The 20124-nt window shown below is 57.2% G+C and carries 19 protein-coding genes; 11 read left to right on the forward strand and 8 right to left on the reverse strand.

The window, feature by feature from the left end:
• Positions 1-10: 10 nt before the first annotated feature.
• The 7 genes from dnaE to G9X48_RS14580 all read left to right on the forward strand — a co-directional run bounded on the left by dnaE (position 11) and on the right by G9X48_RS14580 (position 10892).
• Entirely contained in the window at positions 11-3493 is a 3483-nt protein-coding gene (gene dnaE / locus G9X48_RS14550; protein ID WP_004386122.1) for a DNA polymerase III subunit alpha, read from the forward strand.
• A gap of 103 nt (positions 3494-3596) precedes the next feature.
• Positions 3597-4556 carry an acetyl-CoA carboxylase carboxyl transferase subunit alpha gene (accA, locus tag G9X48_RS14555; RefSeq protein ID WP_004386121.1) on the forward strand — a complete coding sequence of 320 codons (960 nt, stop codon included), beginning with the start codon at positions 3597-3599 and terminating at the stop codon, positions 4554-4556.
• A 163-nt stretch (positions 4557-4719) separates the two neighbouring features.
• Positions 4720-6483 carry a chitinase gene (locus G9X48_RS14560; protein ID WP_007864558.1) on the forward strand — a complete coding sequence of 588 codons (1764 nt, stop codon included), beginning with the start codon at positions 4720-4722 and terminating at the stop codon, positions 6481-6483.
• Positions 6484-6630: 147 nt separating this feature from the next.
• A complete protein-coding gene (locus tag G9X48_RS14565; RefSeq protein WP_097641831.1) occupies positions 6631-8769 on the forward strand; it encodes a lysine decarboxylase LdcC in 2139 nt (712 codons plus the stop codon).
• A 57-nt stretch (positions 8770-8826) separates the two neighbouring features.
• On the forward strand, positions 8827-9216 hold the full coding sequence (locus G9X48_RS14570) for a VOC family protein (RefSeq protein WP_007790895.1): 390 nt from the start codon (positions 8827-8829) through the stop codon (positions 9214-9216).
• Positions 9217-9280: 64 nt separating this feature from the next.
• Positions 9281-10585 (forward strand): tRNA lysidine(34) synthetase TilS, encoded by a 1305-nt coding sequence (gene tilS, locus G9X48_RS14575; RefSeq protein ID WP_097648134.1) that lies wholly within the window; start codon positions 9281-9283, stop codon positions 10583-10585.
• Entirely contained in the window at positions 10578-10892 is a 315-nt protein-coding gene (locus G9X48_RS14580; protein ID WP_029039290.1) for a cytochrome c, read from the forward strand. Before tilS ends, G9X48_RS14580 begins: the two co-directional genes overlap by 8 nt.
• Positions 10893-10939: 47 nt before the next feature.
• Here G9X48_RS14580 and rof read toward each other — a convergent pair whose 3' ends face one another.
• Positions 10940-11200 (reverse strand): Rho-binding antiterminator, encoded by a 261-nt coding sequence (gene rof, locus G9X48_RS14585; protein ID WP_007776988.1) that lies wholly within the window; start codon positions 11198-11200, stop codon positions 10940-10942.
• Positions 11187-11387 (reverse strand): YaeP family protein, encoded by a 201-nt coding sequence (locus G9X48_RS14590; RefSeq protein WP_007896683.1) that lies wholly within the window; start codon positions 11385-11387, stop codon positions 11187-11189. Before G9X48_RS14590 ends, rof begins: the two co-directional genes overlap by 14 nt.
• Before the next feature lie 206 nt (positions 11388-11593).
• Between G9X48_RS14590 and G9X48_RS14595 the strand changes: the two genes are divergently transcribed.
• Genes G9X48_RS14595 through nlpE form a run of 3 tightly spaced genes read left to right on the forward strand, consistent with a single transcriptional unit; the run spans position 11594 to position 13284 of the window.
• Positions 11594-12139: a YaeQ family protein gene (locus G9X48_RS14595; RefSeq protein WP_038859578.1), complete on the forward strand. Its 546-nt coding sequence runs from the start codon at positions 11594-11596 to the stop codon at positions 12137-12139.
• Positions 12136-12558 (forward strand): alternative ribosome rescue aminoacyl-tRNA hydrolase ArfB, encoded by a 423-nt coding sequence (arfB, locus tag G9X48_RS14600; RefSeq protein WP_004385443.1) that lies wholly within the window; start codon positions 12136-12138, stop codon positions 12556-12558. Before G9X48_RS14595 ends, arfB begins: the two co-directional genes overlap by 4 nt.
• A gap of 27 nt (positions 12559-12585) precedes the next feature.
• On the forward strand, positions 12586-13284 hold the full coding sequence (gene nlpE / locus G9X48_RS14605; RefSeq protein WP_097641829.1) for an envelope stress response activation lipoprotein NlpE: 699 nt from the start codon (positions 12586-12588) through the stop codon (positions 13282-13284).
• A gap of 69 nt (positions 13285-13353) precedes the next feature.
• Here nlpE and proS read toward each other — a convergent pair whose 3' ends face one another.
• From proS to metN, 6 genes are all read right to left on the reverse strand, one after another.
• The gene (proS, locus tag G9X48_RS14610; protein WP_012125699.1) at positions 13354-15072 is read right to left on the reverse strand and encodes a proline--tRNA ligase; all 1719 of its coding nucleotides are present in this window, start codon (positions 15070-15072) and stop codon (positions 13354-13356) included.
• 110 nt (positions 15073-15182) lie between these two features.
• On the reverse strand, positions 15183-15890 hold the full coding sequence (gene tsaA, locus G9X48_RS14615; RefSeq protein ID WP_097569810.1) for a tRNA (N6-threonylcarbamoyladenosine(37)-N6)-methyltransferase TrmO: 708 nt from the start codon (positions 15888-15890) through the stop codon (positions 15183-15185).
• A complete protein-coding gene (gene rcsF, locus G9X48_RS14620) occupies positions 15887-16291 on the reverse strand; it encodes an Rcs stress response system protein RcsF (RefSeq protein ID WP_004385439.1) in 405 nt (134 codons plus the stop codon). Before rcsF ends, tsaA begins: the two co-directional genes overlap by 4 nt.
• Before the next feature lie 112 nt (positions 16292-16403).
• Entirely contained in the window at positions 16404-17219 is an 816-nt protein-coding gene (locus G9X48_RS14625; protein ID WP_004385438.1) for a MetQ/NlpA family lipoprotein, read from the reverse strand.
• 42 nt (positions 17220-17261) lie between these two features.
• The gene (locus tag G9X48_RS14630) at positions 17262-17915 is read right to left on the reverse strand and encodes a methionine ABC transporter permease MetI (protein ID WP_004385437.1); all 654 of its coding nucleotides are present in this window, start codon (positions 17913-17915) and stop codon (positions 17262-17264) included.
• Positions 17908-18939 (reverse strand): methionine ABC transporter ATP-binding protein MetN, encoded by a 1032-nt coding sequence (gene metN / locus G9X48_RS14635; RefSeq protein WP_004385436.1) that lies wholly within the window; start codon positions 18937-18939, stop codon positions 17908-17910. The genes G9X48_RS14630 and metN overlap by 8 nt, the downstream gene beginning before the upstream one ends.
• Before the next feature lie 190 nt (positions 18940-19129).
• Here metN and gmhB point away from each other — a divergent pair, with 190 nt between their 5' ends.
• The gene (gene gmhB, locus G9X48_RS14640; RefSeq protein ID WP_004385435.1) at positions 19130-19690 is read left to right on the forward strand and encodes a D-glycero-beta-D-manno-heptose 1,7-bisphosphate 7-phosphatase; all 561 of its coding nucleotides are present in this window, start codon (positions 19130-19132) and stop codon (positions 19688-19690) included.
• Positions 19691-20124: the final 434 nt, after the last annotated feature.

Raw genomic sequence — 20124 nt, forward strand, 5'->3', positions numbered from 1 at the left:
GGAAACAGAAATGGCTGAACCGCGTTTTGTGCACCTGCGAGTGCACAGTGACTATTCCATGATTGATGGACTGGCAAAAACGGGGCCGCTGGTAAAAAAGGCGGCCGCGCTTGGCATGCCTGCCTTTGCCATTACTGACTTCACCAACCTGTGCGGGCTGGTCAAATTCTACGGCGGCGCGCATGGCGTCGGCATCAAGCCGATTATCGGCGCCGACTTCAACATGCAGTGCGAGCTGCTGGGCGACGACTTCTCGCATATCACCGTGCTGGCGGCGAACAATACCGGCTATCAGAACCTGACGCTGCTTATCTCACGCGCCTACCAGCGTGGTTACGGCGCGGCTGGCCCCTGGATAGACCAGCAGTGGCTGGCGGAGCTTGGCGAAGGGCTGATCCTGCTCTCCGGCGGTCGTCAGGGTGATGTTGGTAAGTGTTTACTTCGTGGTAATAACGTTATGGCCGAGCAGGCGCTGGCGTTTTATCAGGAGCATTTCCCGGACCGCTACTATCTGGAGCTGGTGCGTACCGGACGTCCGGATGAAGAGCGGTATTTGCATGCTGCCGTCGCGCTGGCGGAAGAAAAAGGCATACCGGTCGTCGCCACGAATGACGTGCGCTTTATTGAGCCTGGCGATTTTGACGCGCACGAAATCCGCGTCGCCATCCACGACGGCTTTACGCTCGATGATCCGAAAAGGCCGCGCCACTATTCGCCGCAGCAATATCTGCGTACCGAAGAGGAGATGTGCGAGCTGTTCTCCGATCTCCCGGAGGCGCTGGAAAACAGCGTGGAGATCGCCCGTCGCTGTAACGTGACGGTTCGTCTTGGCGAATATTTCCTGCCGAAATTCCCGACCGGCGACATGACCACCGAAGATTTCCTGGTCATGAAATCGAAAGAGGGCCTGGAAGAGCGTCTTGAGTTCCTGTTCCCCGATCCGGAAGTCCGCGCGCAGAAACGCCCGGAATATGATGAGCGCCTGGATATTGAACTCCAGGTGATTAACCAGATGGGCTTCCCTGGTTACTTCCTGATCGTTATGGAGTTTATCCAGTGGTCGAAGGATAACGGTATTCCGGTAGGCCCGGGCCGTGGTTCGGGCGCGGGGTCGCTGGTGGCGTATGCCCTGAAAATCACCGATCTCGATCCGCTGGAATTTGACCTGCTGTTCGAACGTTTCCTTAACCCGGAACGTGTCTCCATGCCCGACTTCGACGTCGACTTCTGCATGGAAAAACGCGACCAGGTGATTGAGCACGTGGCCGATATGTACGGTCGCGACGCGGTTTCCCAGATTATTACCTTCGGCACCATGGCGGCGAAAGCGGTGATCCGCGACGTAGGCCGCGTGCTGGGGCATCCTTACGGGTTTGTCGATCGCATCTCTAAACTGGTGCCACCCGATCCGGGCATGACGCTTGCCAAAGCGTTTGAAGCCGAACCGCAACTGCAGGAAATTTACGATGCCGATGAAGAGGTCAAAGCCCTCATCGACATGGCGCGCAAGCTCGAAGGCGTAACGCGTAACGCCGGTAAACACGCCGGTGGCGTGGTGATCGCGCCGACCAAAATCACCGATTTCGCGCCGCTCTATTGCGACGAGATGGGGCACCACCCGGTCACGCAGTTTGATAAAAACGACGTGGAATACGCGGGCCTGGTGAAGTTCGACTTCTTAGGCCTGCGCACGCTCACCATTATCAACTGGGCGCTGGAGATGATTAACGCCCGTCGTGCGAAGCAGGGCCTGGAGCCTATCGACATCGCGGCCATTCCGCTGGATGACAAGAAAAGCTTCGATATGCTCCAGCGCTCGGAAACCACCGCAGTTTTCCAGCTTGAATCGCGCGGCATGAAAGATCTCATCAAGCGTCTGCAGCCAGACTGCTTCGAAGATATGATAGCCCTGGTGGCGCTATTCCGTCCGGGGCCGCTGCAGTCGGGCATGGTGGATAACTTTATCGACCGTAAGCACGGACGCGAGGCTATCTCTTACCCGGATATTCAGTGGCAGCACGAAAGCCTGAAACCGGTGCTGGAGCCGACCTACGGCATCATTCTGTATCAGGAACAGGTGATGCAGATAGCCCAGGTGCTCTCAGGGTATACCCTCGGCGGCGCGGATATGCTCCGTCGTGCGATGGGTAAAAAGAAACCCGAAGAGATGGCCAAGCAGCGCTCCATCTTTGAAGACGGCGCGAAAAACAACGGCATCGACGGCGAGCTGGCGATGAAAATCTTCGACCTGGTGGAGAAATTCGCCGGGTACGGATTTAACAAATCGCACTCTGCCGCCTATGCTTTGGTGTCATACCAGACGCTGTGGCTTAAAGCCCACTATCCGGCGGAGTTTATGGCGGCGGTCATGACCGCCGATATGGACAACACCGATAAAGTGGTGGGGCTGGTGGATGAGTGCTGGCGCATGGGGCTTAAGATCCTGCCGCCGGATATCAACTCCGGGCTGTACCATTTCCACGTCAACGACGACGGGGAGATTGTCTACGGCATTGGCGCGATCAAAGGCGTTGGCGAAGGCCCTATCGAGGCCATCATCGAGGCGCGTAATAAAGACGGCTACTTCCGCGAGCTGTTCGATCTCTGCGCCCGTACCGACACCAAAAAGCTTAACCGCCGCGTGCTGGAAAAACTGATCATGTCCGGGGCGTTTGACCGCCTCGGGCCGCACCGCGCCGCGCTGATGAATTCGCTCGGCGACGCGCTGAAAGCGGCGGATCAACATGCGAAAGCCGAGGCTATCGGCCAGGCGGATATGTTCGGCGTGCTGGCGGAAGAGCCGGAGCAAATCGAGCAATCCTACGCCAGCTGTCAGCCGTGGCCGGAGCAGGTGGTGCTGGATGGCGAGCGCGAAACGCTGGGGTTGTATCTCACCGGTCACCCCATCAACCAGTACCTGAAAGAGATCGAGCGTTATGTCGGCGGCATGCGCTTAAAAGATATGCATCCTACCGAACGTGGCAAAGTGACCACGGCGGCGGGTTTGATAATTGCCGCGCGGGTTATGGTCACCAAGCGCGGCAATCGTATCGGCATCTGTACGCTGGATGACCGTTCCGGGCGTCTTGAAGTGATGTTGTTCACCGACGCTCTGGAAAAATACCAGCATCTGCTGGAAAAAGACCGAATCCTTATCGTCAGCGGACAGGTCAGCTTTGATGACTTCAGCGGTGGCCTTAAAATGACCGCCCGCGAAGTCATGGACATTGACGAAGCCCGCGAAAAGTATGCGCGTGGGCTTGCTATCTCGCTGACGGACAGGCAAATTGATGACCAGCTTTTAAACCGACTCCGTCAGTCTCTGGAACCCCACCGTTCGGGAACCATTCCAGTACATCTCTACTATCAGAGGGCGGATGCACGCGCCCGGCTGCGCTTTGGCGCGACGTGGCGTGTCTCTCCGAACGATCGTTTACTCAACGATCTGCGTGGCCTGATTGGTTCAGAGCAGGTGGAACTGGAGTTTGACTGATGCGTTGCATCAGGTGCCAGGCCCCTGAATCGCTGGATTCAATCCGCGTGGCCTGCCAGGTTCGGAGCAGGTGGAACTGGAGTTTGACTAATACAGGAATACTATGAGTCTGAATTTCCTTGATTTTGAACAGCCGATTGCAGAGCTGGAAGCGAAAATCGATTCCCTGACTGCGGTTAGCCGTCAGGATGAGAAACTGGATATTAACATCGACGAAGAAGTGCATCGTCTGCGTGAAAAAAGCGTAGAACTGACGCGCAAAATCTTTGCCGATCTCGGCGCATGGCAGATTGCCCAGCTGGCGCGTCATCCACAGCGTCCGTACACCCTGGATTATGTCCGCCTGGCGTTTGACGAATTTGACGAACTGGCAGGCGATCGCGCTTACGCTGACGACAAAGCAATCGTCGGCGGCATCGCGCGTCTGGATGGGCGTCCGGTGATGATCATCGGCCACCAGAAAGGCCGTGAAACCAAAGAGAAAATCCGTCGTAACTTTGGTATGCCCGCACCGGAAGGTTACCGTAAGGCGCTGCGCCTGATGGAAATGGCTGAGCGTTTCAACATGCCCATCATTACTTTCATCGACACCCCTGGCGCGTATCCGGGCGTGGGCGCGGAAGAGCGCGGTCAGTCGGAGGCTATCGCCCGCAACCTGCGTGAAATGTCTCGCCTGAAGGTGCCGGTTATTTGTACCGTTATCGGTGAAGGCGGCTCCGGCGGCGCGCTGGCCATCGGTGTTGGCGATAAAGTGAATATGCTGCAATACAGCACCTATTCCGTTATCTCGCCGGAAGGCTGTGCTTCCATTCTCTGGAAAAGCGCCGATAAAGCGCCGCTTGCGGCAGAAGCGATGGGCATCATCGCGCCGCGCCTGAAAGAGCTGAAGCTTATCGACAGCGTTATCCCGGAACCGCTGGGCGGCGCGCACCGCAATCCGGAAGCCATGGCGCAGTCGCTGAAAACCCAGCTGCTTGCCGATCTCGCCGATCTCGATGTGCTGAGCAAAGACGATCTGCTCAACCGCCGTTATCAGCGTCTGATGAGCTACGGTTACGCCTGATAAACGGCAGATAAAAATCTCAATGAGGGTCGCGATAGCGGCCCTTTTTTATGGTCGCTCGTCGCTGATGAAATGTGATTTTTGCAATGAGTTAACGTGAGGTGACGCGTCTTTCTCCCTTCCTACACTCGCTTGTGAACCACAACCACAAGGGGACACCGGAATGGAAATAGCAAAAATCGCGGCGATTGGTGCCGCAGGGGTTCTTGCAGGCGCTCAGGCGCTGGCCGCGCCGCTACTCACCAGCAGCACGCCTTACACCCTTAACGCCAGCGACCTCACTAAAAAAGAGCAGGAGCTGACCAATTTTCCACTGATGCAGTCGGTAAAAAGCGCTATCCGCACGCTGGATAACGCGCAGGTCGAGCAGATAGCGCCGGGGCGCGCCGCGAACCCGGACAACGTTAAGCGGGTCGAGAAAATCCTGAGCGCGCAGGACTGGGAATATCTCTTTCCGCTGCGTGCGCCGGAATACACCTACATCAACTTTCTGAAAGCCGTCGGCAAATTCCCGGCGGTGTGCGGCAGCTACAGCGACGGACGCGACGCTGACGCTATTTGCCGGAAATCGCTCGCCACCATGTTTGCGCACTTCGCACAGGAGACCGGCGGCCATGAGAGCTGGCGCGAGCAGCCGGAGTGGCGTCAGGCGCTGGTCTATCTGCGCGAAATGGGCTGGAGCGAAGGGCAGAAGGGCGGTTATAACGGCGAATGTAATCCGGATACCTGGCAGGGGCAGACCTGGCCCTGCGGCAAGGATAAAGACGGCGATTATGTGAGTTATTTCGGGCGTGGCGCCAAGCAGCTCTCCTATAACTACAACTACGGGCCGTTCTCCGACGCGATGTACGGCGATGTGCGTCCGCTACTGGATAAACCAGAAATGGTCGCCGATACCTGGCTGAATCTCGCCAGCGCGATCTTTTTCTTTGTTTATCCGCAACCGCCTAAGCCTGGCATGCTGCATGTGATTGATGGCACCTGGGTGCCGAACGAACACGATAAAGAGAACGGGCTGGTGCCCGGCTTTGGCGTGACCATCCAGATAATCAACGGCGGCGTTGAGTGTGGCGGCGACGCGGAAAATGCCCAGTCGCTGAACCGTATCGCGTATTACAAAGAGTTTGCCAAATACCTGAAAGTGCCGGTGCCGGCAGATGAAGTCCTCGGCTGTAAAAAAATGAAGCAGTTTGACGCAGGCGGGGCAGGCGCGCTGCCAATTTACTGGGAAATGGACTGGAGCTGGAGCACCACCACGCCGGATGGTCAGGCTTATGCCTGTCAGCTGGTGGGCTACCAGACGCCGTTCAGCGCGTTCAAAGAGGGGGATTATGCCAAATGTGTGCAGAATCACTTTAACGTGAATATCGTTAACGACGCCTCCGGCGGCACTACGCCCGCGCCGCAGCCTGAGCCGCAACCACAACCGTCTCCAACCCCTTCAGGCAATGTCGCGCCGGTTGCGCGTATCAGCGGTCCGGTGGGCGCGGTTGAGTCAGGCAGCAAAGTCTCGCTGAGCGCGACGGGCTCCAGCGATGCGAACGGCGACGCGTTGACCTACACCTGGATGGCGCAAAACGGGCAGACGCTGAGCGGTAAAGACAAGAGCGTAGTGACCTTTAACGCGCCAGAGAGCACCAGCGACGCGCAGTACACCATCAGCCTGAAAGTGGACGACGGTAAACTGAGCGACACCACCAGCTATATCCTCAACGTGAAAGCGAAAGCGAAAACGCCGGATGCTGGCCCCGTGAGCTACCCGTCATGGACCGCGAGCCATAGCTGGAAGCCGGGCGACATCGTGCTCAACCAGGGCGCGCTTTATCAGTGCAAGCCGTTCCCGGCTGGCGGCTGGTGCAGTGTGGCGCCTGCTTACTATGAGCCAGGCGCAGGCCTTAACTGGCAGGATGCCTGGAACGCGCTGTAAGCGTAAAAAGCCAGCCTGCAGGCTGGCTTTTTGGATGATTACCGCGAGAAGGCAAACGGCGGATTGCAGGTTTTTTGCCTTCTCGCCCGTCGTTCCGCTTCGCTCAACTATGCTTACCAGACGGTTTTTTTTGCCAGGGGGTAAGCAGTGAATATCATCGCCATCATGGGGCCGCACGGCGTTTTTTATAAAGACGAGCCGATGAAAGAGTTGCAGGCGGCGCTCCAGCAGCAGGGCTTTCAGCTAATCTGGCCGAAAAACAGCAACGATCTGCTGAAGTTTATCGAGCACAACCCACGCATCTGTGGCGTCATTTTCGACTGGGATGAGTACAGTCTCGATTTATGCTGTGAAATCAATCAGCTCAACGAATATCTGCCGCTTTATGCATTTATCAATACGCACTCAACGCTGGATGTCAGCGCCAACGAGATGCGCATGGCGCTCTGGTTTTTCGAGTATTCGCTGGGCATTGCCGACGACATCGCGACGCGCATTCGCCAGTACACCCAGGAGTATCTCGACAACATCACGCCGCCGTTTACCAAAGCGCTGTTTACCTATGTGAAAGAGGGCAAATATACGTTCTGCACGCCAGGGCATATGGGCGGCACGGCGTATCAGAAAAGCCCGGTCGGCTGCCTGTTTTACGATTTTTTTGGCGGCAACACGCTGAAGGCGGATGTTTCGATCTCCGTCACCGAGCTTGGATCGCTGCTCGATCACACCGGGCCGCATCTGGAGGCGGAAGAGTATATCGCCCGCACTTTCGGGGCCGAGCAGAGCTATATGGTGACCAACGGCACATCCACGTCGAATAAAATCATCGGGATGTACGCCGCGCACGCCGGCAGCACGGTGCTTATCGATCGCAACTGCCATAAATCGCTGACGCATCTGCTGATGATGAGCGATATTGTGCCGCTATGGCTCAAGCCCACGCGTAATGCGCTCGGTATTCTCGGCGGCATTCCGAAGCGGGAATTTACCCGCGAGTCGATCGCCCAAAAAGTGGCGCAGACGCCGGACGCGAGCTGGCCGGTCCATGCGGTCATCACCAACTCCACCTACGACGGGCTGCTGTATAACACCAACTGGATCAAGCAGACGCTGGACGTTCCCTCGATCCATTTCGATTCCGCCTGGGTGCCTTACACCCATTTTCACCCGATCTACAAGGGCAAGAGCGGCATGAGCGGCGAGCGTGTGCCGGGGAAAGTGTTCTTTGAAACTCAGTCGACCCACAAAATGCTGGCGGCGCTGTCGCAGGCGTCGCTTATCCATATTAAGGGCGACTATGACGAAGAGACGTTCAACGAAGCGTACATGATGCACACCACCACCTCGCCGAGTTATCCGCTGGTGGCGTCGATTGAAACTGCCGCGGCGATGCTGCGCGGTAATCCGGGCCGCCGCTTGATTAACCGCTCGGTGGAGCGCGCGCTGCATTTTCGCAAAGAGGTACAGCGTCTTCGCGAGGAGAGTGACAGCTGGTTCTTTGATATCTGGCAGCCAGAGGAGATTGACGAAGCAGACTGCTGGCCGATTACGCCCGGCGACGACTGGCACGGTTTTACCCATGCCGACCGCGATCATATGTATCTCGATCCGGTGAAGGTGACGATCCTGACGCCGGGCATGGACGCGCAGGGCAATATGGAGAAAGAGGGGATCCCCGCGGCGCTGGTCGCGAAGTTTCTTGACGAGCGCGGCGTGGTGGTCGAGAAAACCGGCCCATACAATCTGCTGTTCCTGTTTAGCATTGGCATCGATAAAACCCGCGCGATGGGCCTGCTGCGCGGCCTGACGGAGTTTAAGCGCGCCTACGATCTCAACCTGCGGGTGAAAAACATGCTGCCCGATCTCTGGGCGGAAGATCCCGATTTCTACCGCAACATGCGCGTGCAGGAGTTAGCGCAGGGGATCCACAAGCTTATCCAGCAGCACGATCTGCCGGATCTGATGCTGCGGGCGTTTGACGTGCTGCCGGAAATGAAAATGACGCCGCATGAAATGTATCAGCAGCAGGTGAAGGGCAATGTCGAAACGGTGGAGATCGAAAAGCTGATCGGGCGGGTGTCTGCCAATATGATCCTGCCATATCCGCCCGGCGTGCCGCTGGTGATGCCCGGCGAGATGATCACCGACGATTCGCGCGCGGTGCTCGATTTCCTGCTTATGCTCTGCTCCATCGGCAGGCACTATCCCGGCTTTGAAACGGATATCCACGGCGCGAAGTGCGGCGAAGACGGCGTCTATAGGGTACGTGTCCTAAAAAGCGAGTAACCCCTTGTTTTGCCGCATGAGGCTCAGTAACGTGCCAGACAATCATAAGGAGGGATTATGCTGGGTTTAAAACAGATTCACCATATCGCCATTATCGCGACGGATTACCACCGCAGCAAAGCGTTCTACTGCGATACGCTGGGCTTTACCCTGCAGTCAGAGGTTTATCGTGAGGCGCGCGATTCCTGGAAGGGCGATCTGGCGCTGAACGGACAGTACGTGATCGAGCTCTTTTCGTTTCCGTTTCCGCCCGCGCGGCCGAGCCGCCCGGAAGCCTGCGGTTTGCGCCATCTCGCATTCAGCGTGGACGATGTCGACACGGCGGTGGCGTTTCTGGAAAGCCGCGGCGTGACGTGCGAGGCGGTACGTGTGGATCCGCTCACCGGCAAGCGCTTTACGTTCTTCAACGATCCGGATGGCCTGCCGCTGGAGCTCTACCAGCAGTAACGCTTGCTCCCGACGCCATTGCCCGGTAAGTTGCCCGGCAATGGCTCTTCTTTCTTGCGATGCAATGGACACTTCTCTGCTCTCAGCCCTGCGGGGCCGACGCCAGCTGCTGGTGGCATACAGCGGCGGGCTCGATTCGACGGTGTTACTCCATCAACTGGTGCGGCTGCGCGAGGCGCACCCTGAAATGCGTCTGCGCGCCATTCACGTTCATCACGGTATCAGCCCGAACGCCGACCGCTGGTCGGCGCACTGTCAGGCGCTCTGTCACCGCTGGCAGGTGCCGTTTGAGCTGGCGTACGTGGAGCTGGCGCAGGACGGCTCAGGCCTTGAGGCGCAGGCCCGCAAGGCGCGCTACCAGGCGTTTGCAGCCGCACTTCTGCCGGGTGAAGCGCTGGTGACGGCGCAGCATCTCGATGACCAGTGCGAAACCCTGCTGCTGGCGCTAAAGCGCGGCAGCGGCCCGGCGGGGCTGGCGGCGATGCCTGCCGAACTGCCGTTTGCGGGCAGCGTTCTTCTGCGCCCGCTGCTGAACACGCCGCGCACGCAGCTGGAGGCGTGGGCCTCTCGCCACCAGCTTGTGTGGATCGACGATGAAAGCAACGAGGACGATCGCTTCGATCGCAACTTTTTACGCTTGCGCATTCTGCCTGCGCTGGAAGCGCGCTGGCCGCACTTCACTGAGGCGGCGGCGCGCAGCGCACAACTCTGTGGCGAGCAGGAGCGACTGCTGGATGAACTGCTGGCACCTGAGCTTGCCGCGCTGATGGATGGCAAAACGCTCGCGATTGCGCCGCTTGAAACCATGAGCGCGCTGAAACGCGCCGCGCTGCTGCGCCGCTGGCTGGCCGCGCTGAACGCGGCGATGCCTTCGCGCGCCACGCTGCAACGGCTCTGGGATGAAGTGGCCCAAAGCCGTGAGGATGCCGCGCCGCGCCTGAAATGCGGCGATTATGAAGCGCGGCGCTATCAGGGGCGGCTGTGGTGGGTGAGAGCGCGGCAGGGGCAGCGCCAGACGGTGCTTGCCTGGCCCGATCCGCATAAGGCATTGCTCCTGCCGGAATCGCTGGGCTGCCTGCTTTTCGGTGAGGCAGGCGACGCCGTGCGTCCACCGCGCCCCGGCGAAACGGTCTCGGTGCGCTTCAGCGCGCCAGGGATGTTGTATATCGTCGGGCGCGATCGCGGACGCACGCTGAAAAAACTCTGGCAGGAACTCCAGGTGCCGCCCTGGCAGCGCGAGATAACGCCAATCCTGTTTTATGATGAGCAACCCATTTGCGCCCCCGGCCTGTTCATTACCCGTGAAGGCCAGGCGCAGAACGAACCGGGCTGGAGTCTGGTCTGGCACAAGGAGCACAACGATGATTAAACATGGCGTATGGCTGGCGAGCCTGATGGCGTTAAGCGTGACGGCGCAGGCCAAAGGCGACGCGGCGGCAGGCGAAGAGAAAGCAGTCATGTGCGTCGCCTGCCACGGCGCGTCCGGCAAAGCCAGCGCGCCCATTTATCCGAATCTCGCCGGGCAAAATGAGGCGTATCTTGAACATGCGCTTCAGGCGTACAAAAAAGGCGAGCGCAGCGGCGGGCAGGCGGAAATCATGAAGGCCTATGTGAGTGGGTTGTCGGATGAAGATATCGCGAATCTGGCGGCTTACTACGCCGGGCAGAAGCCCTGAAAAAAAACGGGCAGCCGCCAGGGCTGCCCGTCAGGGTGACGTGCGCGTCAGGATTCGCTGACAACCACCGTACCGATTTGTGGATGGCTGAAGCTCGCAATTTTGTCGAGACGTACTTCGCGTACGGCACCGGCTTCATCGGCAATCAAATATTCGACGTTTTTGCGCGTAACCAGATCCTGCGCTTTGGCCTTCATGACCTCGCCGCTTTTGAGTTCCAGCGTCAGTAATAAGTGATGCTGGCAGGCGAGCTCGAGGTTGTCATAGTCATCGCAGTTGATGGGTTGATAGGCATCATTCATTGACATAATCGCTCACCAGTAAGTTCGCGGCAGCATACGCCGCCTGTTCCCTGACCGACTCCGAGAGGGTTTCGTCAGAGGCCACCTCATTCAGAGCCCTTAATACGCAGCCCAGCGCGTCGGGAATGTACCCCAGTTCGCCGCTGGCTATCTGCGAATAGCGCTGTCGTATTAATTCACAATATTTATCCACATGCCCTCCTGTCAGAGCCTGACGACAGACTTCACCGCGGGATGCAAGTCTAAGCCTACGTAGTTAAACTCTGTTTAGCAAGGTGACTATACCATAGTCATCAGAGCCATAGCGCAGGCTCTCGCAGCGTTACCGCGCTGCGCTTGAAGCGGCAGCCAGCCGACACGTATTACGCTACAATACCCCCCAACTTTTCAGGGGGCCCTATGGCGTTAAAAGCAACCATTTATAAAGCGGCGGTCAATGTGGCCGACCTCGACCGGCAGCAGTTTCTCGACATCAACCTGACGCTGGCGCGCCATCCTTCGGAAACGCAGGAGCGGATGATGCTGCGCCTGCTGGCCTGGATGATGTACGCCGACGAGCGGTTGCAGTTTACCCGTGGCCTGTGCGCCGATGACGAGCCGGAGATCTGGCTGCGCAACGATCATCTCGGCATCGATCTCTGGATTGAACTCGGGCTGCCGGAAGAGCGACGCCTTAAGAAGGCGGTGAGCCAGTCGCAGCAGGTGGCGCTGTTTACCTATAATGATCGCGCCGCGCAGATCTGGTGGCAGCAGAATCAGGACAAACTGCGGCAGTATAAGAACCTGACTATCTGGTATATCAATGATGACCAGCTCGCCCAGCTGAGCGCGCTGGCGCAGAGAACCATGACGTTACAGGCCACGTTGCAGGAAGGCGTTATCTGGCTTTCCGGCGGCGAGGAAAACCTGGAGCTTCACCCGACCGTCTGGCAAGCTCAGGCATGATTACGTTTTCACGAAGCGTGGCGGTGCCCGATGACGAGGTGACGTTCAGCGCCATCCGGGCGCAAGGCGCGGGCGGGCAGCATGTAAATAAAAGCTCGACGGCCATTCACCTGCGGTTTGATATCAACGCCTCCAGCCTGCCGGATGAGTGGAAAGCGCGCCTGCTGGCGGCGAGTCACCACTTGATTACCGCCGAGGGTGTGGTGGTTATCAAGGCGCAGGAGTATCGCAGCCAGGAGATGAACCGCGAGGCGGCGCTGGCGCGTCTTGTGATGCTGGTGCGGGAACTTACCGCCACGCAAAAGCGTCGAAAGGAGACTCGCCCGACGCGCGCCTCGAAAGTGCGACGCCTGGAGGCGAAAACCCATAAATCTGCCACTAAAGCCCTGCGGGGAAAAGTGCGCGGTATGCCGGATTAAAAGCACCACGAACAATAAGGAAATACGGTGAAAAAAATCATATTTTGCGCAGCGGCGGCGTTAAGCCTGTTTACGCTGTTTGGCTGTAACAACCGGGCAGAAATGCAGACCTTAGCGCCGACCAGCGCCGCGGAGCTGAAGCCGATGCAGCAGAGCTGGAAAGGCGTGCTGCCCTGCGCCGATTGCGAAGGCATCGAGACCGCGCTGTTTTTAGAAAAAGACGGCACCTGGGTGATGAATCAACGTTATCTGGGGGCGAAGGGGCAGGCGGTGTTCGCCGCTTACGGCACCTGGGCGCGTACCGCCGATAAGCTGGTGCTCACTGACAGCGCGGGCGAGAAAACCTATTTCCGCGCGCGCGGTGAGGCGCTGGAAATGCTTGACCGGGAAGGCCACCCGATTGAGTCGTCGCTGAATTACCGGCTGGATCCGGTGAGCGATCCGCTGCCGAAAACGCCCATGACCATGACGGGGATGTACCAGCACAATGAAAGCGACGCCACCTTTACCGACTGCGCCACCGGGCGCGAGACGAACGTAGAAAATCATGCCGTGCTGGCGCATGACTATCAAAGCGCAGGTGGCGTGAGCCAGAAACCGGTGCTGCTGGTGGTGGAAGCGCACTTTACCATGACGGTCGATCCGGCGAGCGGCGCGGTGCAAAAGCGTCTGGTCGCCGATCGCAAAGTGGCGTTTAAGCCCGGTAAAGATTGCGACCATCCGTAACGGTGACAGGTAAGCCAATAAGAAAAAGGCCCTCTACTGAGGGCCTTTTTAATGCAATGTGGAGAGCGCTTAGCGCTTCACATTCGCGACCAGGTAATCGAGGATGTCACCGGTTTTGATCATCTTCTTCTCGCCGTCGCGACGGTATTTGTATTCAATCTCGTCGTTGTCGAGGTTGCGATCGCCAATCACCACAGTGTGTGGAATGCCGATAAGCTCCATATCCGCAAACATTACGCCCGGACGCTCTTTACGATCATCCATCAGCACGTCGATGCCTTTGGCGCGCAGCTCAGCGTAGAGTTTCTCCGCCAGTTCCTGCACGCGGAAGGATTTGTGCATGTTCATCGGTAGAATCGCGACCTGGAACGGCGCAATGGCGTCCGGCCAGACGATGCCGCGTTCGTCGTGGTTCTGCTCAATCGCCGCCGCCACCACGCGCGTAACGCCGATGCCGTAGCAGCCCATCGTCAGCACCTGGTTACGGCCATCTTCGCCCTGTACGGAAGCTTTCAGCGCGTCGGAGTATTTGGTGCCAAGCTGGAAAATGTGACCCACTTCGATACCGCGTTTGATAAGCAGCGTGCCCTGACCATCCGGGCTTGGATCGCCCGCTACCACGTTACGGATATCCGCAACCTGCGGGGTCGCCACGTCGCGATCCCAGTTGATGCCGAAATAGTGTTTACCGTCGATGTTCGCGCCTGCGGCGAAATCGCTCATCGCGGCCACGCTGCGGTCAATCACAACCGGCACCGGCATATTCACCGGGCCAAGCGAACCCGGACCGGCGTTAACTGCGGCGCGGATTTCGGCTTCGGTCGCGAACGTCAGCGGGCTGGCGACCTGCGCCAGTTTTTCGGCTTTTACTTCGTTCAGTTCATGATCGCCGCGCACCAGCAGCGCCACCAGCGGGAACTCGCTGCCTTCAGCCGCTTTCACCAGCAGGGTTTTCACGGTTTTTTCAATTGGCAGGTTGAACTGCTCAACCAGCTCGGCGATGGTTTTGGCGTTCGGCGTATCGACCAGCGTCATTTCCTGAGTTGCCGCCGCCCGTGGCGTCAGCGGGGCGACCGCTTCAGCAAGCTCAATGTTGGCCGCGAAGTCAGAGGTGTCAGAGAAGACGATATCGTCTTCGCCGCTCTGCGCCAGCACCTGGAATTCGTGCGACGCGCTGCCGCCAATTGAACCGGTATCTGCCTGCACCGGGCGGAAATCGAGCCCCATGCGGGTGAAGATTTTGCTGTAGGCCTCATACATCGCGTCGTAGGTCTGTTGCAGCGATTCCTGCGTGGTATGGAAAGAGTAGGCGTCTTTCATCAGGAACTCGCGCGAGCGCATCACGCCGAAGCGCGGGCGCACTTCGTCACGGAATTTGGTCTGGATCTGATAGAAGTTGAGCGGCAGCTGTTTATAAGAGCTCAGTTCGTTGCGGATTAGATCGGTGATGACTTCTTCGTGCGTCGGGCCGAGCACAAAGGCGCGATCGCCGCGATCGACAAAACGCAGCAGTTCCGGACCGTACTGTTCCCAGCGGCCGCTCTCCTGCCACAGTTCAGCGGGCTGAACCACTGGCATCGACACCTCGATAGCACCGGCGTTGTTCATCTCTTCACGCACGATATTTTCGACTTTTTTCAGGACGCGCAGGCCGGTTGGCAGCCAGGTGTATAACCCGGAGGCCAGCTTGCGGATCATCCCGGCGCGCAGCATCAGTTGGTGGCTGATAACCTCCGCGTCGGCAGGTGTCTCCTTCAGAGTGGAGAGCAGATATTGGCTAGTACGCATGTTGTTACGGTTCCGTTTGAACGTGTGAATTCAGGCACGCTAAAGCCTGACACAAAAAAGTGGTTTAGTGTACCAGTGAGAATGGGCCGCCAAAAGAGAGGCTATGGAAATTAACGCGGCTCCAGGGCATAGACCTCAAAGCCCTGCGGCGTTACGCGCCAGCGGACGTTGAAATCAAGCAACCAGACGGCGTAGCTCTTGCCGGTTTCTTCCTCTTTACGATAAGCCGGACGCGGATCTTGGGCGAGCACTTCACAAATAAACTGGCCAAGCCGTGGGTAGCGTTTCTCAAGCGGCGGCAGGGCCTTCGCAATCTCATCGGTAAAAAAGACGGATATCGCCGCCTCCGGTGCTTCCCGTGCATAGCCCGCGCGCGCATCGGGCAGCGCTTCGGCAAAGGGCAAATACGGTTTGATATCGATGACCGGCGTGCCGTCTACCAGATCCAGCCCGCCGAGCGTCAGGATCACGCGGTCTTTTTCGCAGCGGATGCCCTGAAGTTCCACCAGCGACATGCCAACGGGGTTCGGGCGAAAGGTAGAGCGCGTGGCGAAAACGCCCATTCTGGCGTTGCCGCCAAGCCGTGGCGGACGCACGGTAGGCCGCCAGCCGCCTTCCATCGTCTGATGAAAAACAAACACGATCCAGATATGGCTAAACGCGTCCAGCCCGCGCACGGCGTCAGGCTGGTTATAAGGCGCGATTAAATGCAGCTCGCCGCGCGCGCTGTTAACCAGTCCTGGCTGGCGCGGCACGGCGAATTTTTCTTTATAAGGCGAGCGGATGACGCCGATTTGCTCAAACGCAAAAGTCGTCATTTGGTCGGAACGCTAAGGGCTGACCCTAAGCAAACGGCCTGGCGGTAGCAGCCCGGCGTGCCGCTGGTCACTTCACAGCTGTGCAGCAGGACGGCGTTCGCTTTCATTTTAGAGGCGTTAATCTGCAGGCGCTTACGGGCCGTCGGGATATTCGGCGGAGAATCCTGGTTAGAGGCCTGGCAGGATTCGCCACTCACTTCGCCCAGATCGCGGAAGGGTTTGCCAACCAGATCGGCTGCATTGGTGTAGATTTTTACCGGAGCGGGGCGAACCGTCTTCTGGCGAACTGGCTCGGATTTTTGCGGCGACGCGGTGCTTTGAACAGGTTCTACGGGGGATCTGCTTAGCACGGAGCAGCCGCTCAGGATGAATGCTAAAAGACAGATCGGTAAAGCACGCATAATAATTCCTCGTCGGTGATAAAAACGTGGCTTATTGAATCAGGAGCTTGCAGAAATAACAAGACGGGCTTAAGCCCGTCCTGAAATTATAACCACTGGCAATCAAAACGGCTTACCAGCCTTTGACGGCACCGCCGTTGAAGACTTTGTTCGCGGCTTCATTCACTTCGTCAGACTGATAAGCCTTGACGAATTTCTTCACGTTTTCCGCGTCTTTGTTATCTTCGCGGGTCACAATCATGTTCACGTACGGGGAATCTTTGTCTTCCACAAAGATGCCGTCTTTCGCAGGCGTCAGGTTGATCTGGCTGGCGTAAGTAGTGTTGATCACCGCAAGGGCAATCTGGTCGTCATCCAGCGAACGCGGCAGCTGCGGCGCTTCCAGTTCGACAATCTTCAGGTTTTTCGGGTTTTCGGTGATATCCAGCACGGTCGGCAGCAAGCCGATATCGTCTTTCAGCTTAATAAGGCCGACTTTCTGCAGCAGCAGCAGGGAACGGCCAAGGTTGGTCGGATCGTTCGGCACGGCAACCTGCGCGCCCGGCTGCAGCTCATCCAGTGATTTGATTTTGCGGGAGTAACCAGCGATCGGGTACACGAAGGTGTTGCCGACAGAAACCAGCTTGTAGCCGCGGTCTTTGATCTGCTGATCCAGATACGGTTTATGCTGGAACGCGTTCGCGTCGATATCGCCTTTGCTCAGCGCTTCGTTCGGCAGAACGTAGTCGTTAAAGGTGACCAGCTCGACATCGAGACCATATTTCTCTTTGGCGACTTTTTTGGCGACTTCAGCAACCTGCTGTTCCGCACCCACAATTACGCCCACTTTAATATGGTTCGGATCTTTTTCTTCCTGACCGCAACCTGCCAGAGCCAGTGTGCCGAGAAGGGCCCCTACTGCCGCAAAGGTTTTAAACTTGAAAGACATAACCATTCCTTAACTGAAAGTATATTGATGTTGTGTGTAACGTTACTTGTGAGTGACAGCCCGGACGATGCGATCGCCTGAGAACTGAATTAAATACACCAGTACGACCAGTAAGACTAATACGGTGTTCATCACGGTCGCGTTGTAGCCGATGTAGCCATACTGATAACCGATCTGGCCCAGACCGCCTGCGCCGACCGCGCCGCCCATAGCGGAATAGCCGACAAGCGTAATCAGCGTAATGGTCGCGGCATTCACCAGGCCCGGCAGCGCTTCAGGCAGCAGCACCTTGCGAACAATCTGCATCGGCGTGGCACCCATCGCGCGTGAAGCTTCAATAAGACCTGACGGGATCTCCAGCAGGGCGTTTTCCACCATACGGGCGATAAACGGCGCGGCACCCACGGTCAGCGGGACGATAGCCGCCTGCAGACCAATGGAAGTGCCGACGATGGCGCGGGTAAACGGGATCATCCATACCAGTAAGATAATAAAAGGAATGGAACGGAAGATATTCACCAGCGCTGAAAGAATGCGATAGAGCTTCGCGTTTTCGATAATCTGGCCCGGACGCGTTACGTACAGCAATACGCCAACCGGCAGGCCAATCACAAAACCAAAAAAGCCGGAAACAAAGGTCATCGCCAGCGTTTCCCAGATGCCGCGCACCAGTAACCACATCATTGCTTCAGACATAACCCAGAACCTCTACTTTTACATGATGTTGTTGCAGGTAAGCGATGGCCGCTTGCGTTTCTTCCTGTGTGCCGTGCATTTCTGTCAGCATGATGCCGAATTTCACGCCGCCGGCGTAATCCATCTGCGCGCTGATAATGTTGTTGTTCACGTTATAGCGACGCGCGGTTTCGGAGAGGAGCGGTGCGTCAACCGACTGGCCGGTGAATTCAAGGCGCAGCAGCGGTACGCGGTTATCATCAGATTGCGCGTTAAGACGCTCGGCGTAATCTTCCGGGATATCCAGATGCAGCGTGGACTGAATAAACTGCTGGGCCAGCGGCGTTTTCGGGTGCGAGAACACTTCGCTGACGCTGTCCTGTTCAATAAGCTCGCCGTTACTGATCACCGCAACGCAGTCGCAGATACGCTTCACGACATCCATTTCATGCGTGATGAGCAGAATAGTCAGGCCCAGACGGCGGTTGATGTCTTTTAGCAATTCCAGAATCGAGCGGGTAGTGGCCGGGTCCAGCGCGCTGGTGGCTTCATCACACAGCAGCACTTTCGGGTTGCTGGCAAGCGCTCTGGCAATCGCCACACGCTGCTTCTGTCCGCCAGAGAGGTTTGCCGGGTAGGCGTCCTGCTTTTCACTCAGGCCAACCAGATCCAGCAGTTCGGTTACGCGGCGTTTGATTTCGTCACGCGGCGTGTTATCGAGCTCCAGCGGAAGCGCGATGTTGCCAAAAACAGTTCGTGATGCCAGCAGATTAAAATGCTGGAAAATCATGCCAATCTGGCGACGGGCTTTGGTCAGTTCTGATTCGGAAAGCGCGGTCAGCTCCTGGCCGCCGACCAGCACGCTGCCCTGAGTCGGGCGTTCAAGTAGATTGACGCAGCGGATGAGCGTACTTTTACCGGCGCCTGAGGCACCAATCACGCCATAAATCTGTCCTGCCGGGACATGCAGGCTGACATTATTCAGCGCCTGAATGGTGCGGTTTCCCTGCTGGAACACTTTGGTGATATTCGACAGTTTGATCATCTGGTTATTTATTATCTTATAGGAGTTAGCCGTGGCATTTTGTTCTGCCTTATACGGGTGTTGGCCGTAAACAGAATGGATGTTAAGGCATCCAGACGTCTAAATCAATCTGGCTGTCTGCAATGAGCACTTTCTCCGTCCAGGAATCATGCGATACTAGGCGGCATTATTTAAGGCAGGAGTTTTTCAGGTGGCTAAATCTGTACCGGCAATTTTTCTCGACCGTGACGGCACTATTAATATCGATCACGGTTATGTCTCTGAGATTGACCGCTTCGAGTTTATCGATGGCGTTATCGATGCGATGCGCGAGCTTAAAGCCATGGGCTTTGCGCTGGTGCTGGTGACCAATCAGTCCGGCATCGCGCGGGGTAAGTTTACCGAAGCGCAGTTTGAGCAACTGACCGAATGGATGGACTGGTCGCTGGCGGACCGTGGCGTCGACCTCGACGGCATCTATTATTGTCCGCATCACCCGGAAGGGGCAGTGGAGGAGTTTCGCCAGAACTGTGACTGCCGCAAGCCGCAGCCGGGCATGTTAATCTCCGCGCGCGATTTTCTGCACATCGATATGGCGGCTTCTTATATGGTGGGCGATAAATTAGAAGATATGCAGGCGGGCGCAGCGGCAGGCGTCGGCACCAAAGTGCTGGTGCGAACCGGCAAACCTGTGACGCCAGAAGCCGAAGCGGCGGCCGATTGGGTGTTAAATAGCCTCGCTGCGCTGCCAGAAGCGATCAAAAAGCGCTAAAAATACGCGTTATGATGAAAAGGTGAGCGGTCGTGATTTTTTTTAAGTTTTCCGCTTGCCATTACTTCTGAGCTCCCTATAATGCGCCTCCATCGACACGGCGCTGATGAGAAACATCCCACAGCGACGGTGAGTCGGGAAGAGAAAAATCCTGAAATTAAGGGTTGACTCTGAAAGAGGAAAGCGTAATATACGCCACCTCGCGACAGCAGGCTGAACGCCGCGTCGCACCGCTCTTTAACAATTTATCAGACAATCTGTGTGGGCACTCGGGGCACTGATATCTTAACGTCTTCGGACGATAAACGAATATCAAGTCTCAAGTGAACAACAGTTAATTCATTACGAACTAACAGTTTAATTCTTTGAGCATCAGACTTTTAATTGAAGAGTTTGATCATGGCTCAGATTGAACGCTGGCGGCAGGCCTAACA

The sequence above is a fragment of the Cronobacter sp. HA18006 genome (assembly GCF_011605445.1).
GTDB classification, from domain to species: domain Bacteria; phylum Pseudomonadota; class Gammaproteobacteria; order Enterobacterales; family Enterobacteriaceae; genus Cronobacter; species Cronobacter sakazakii.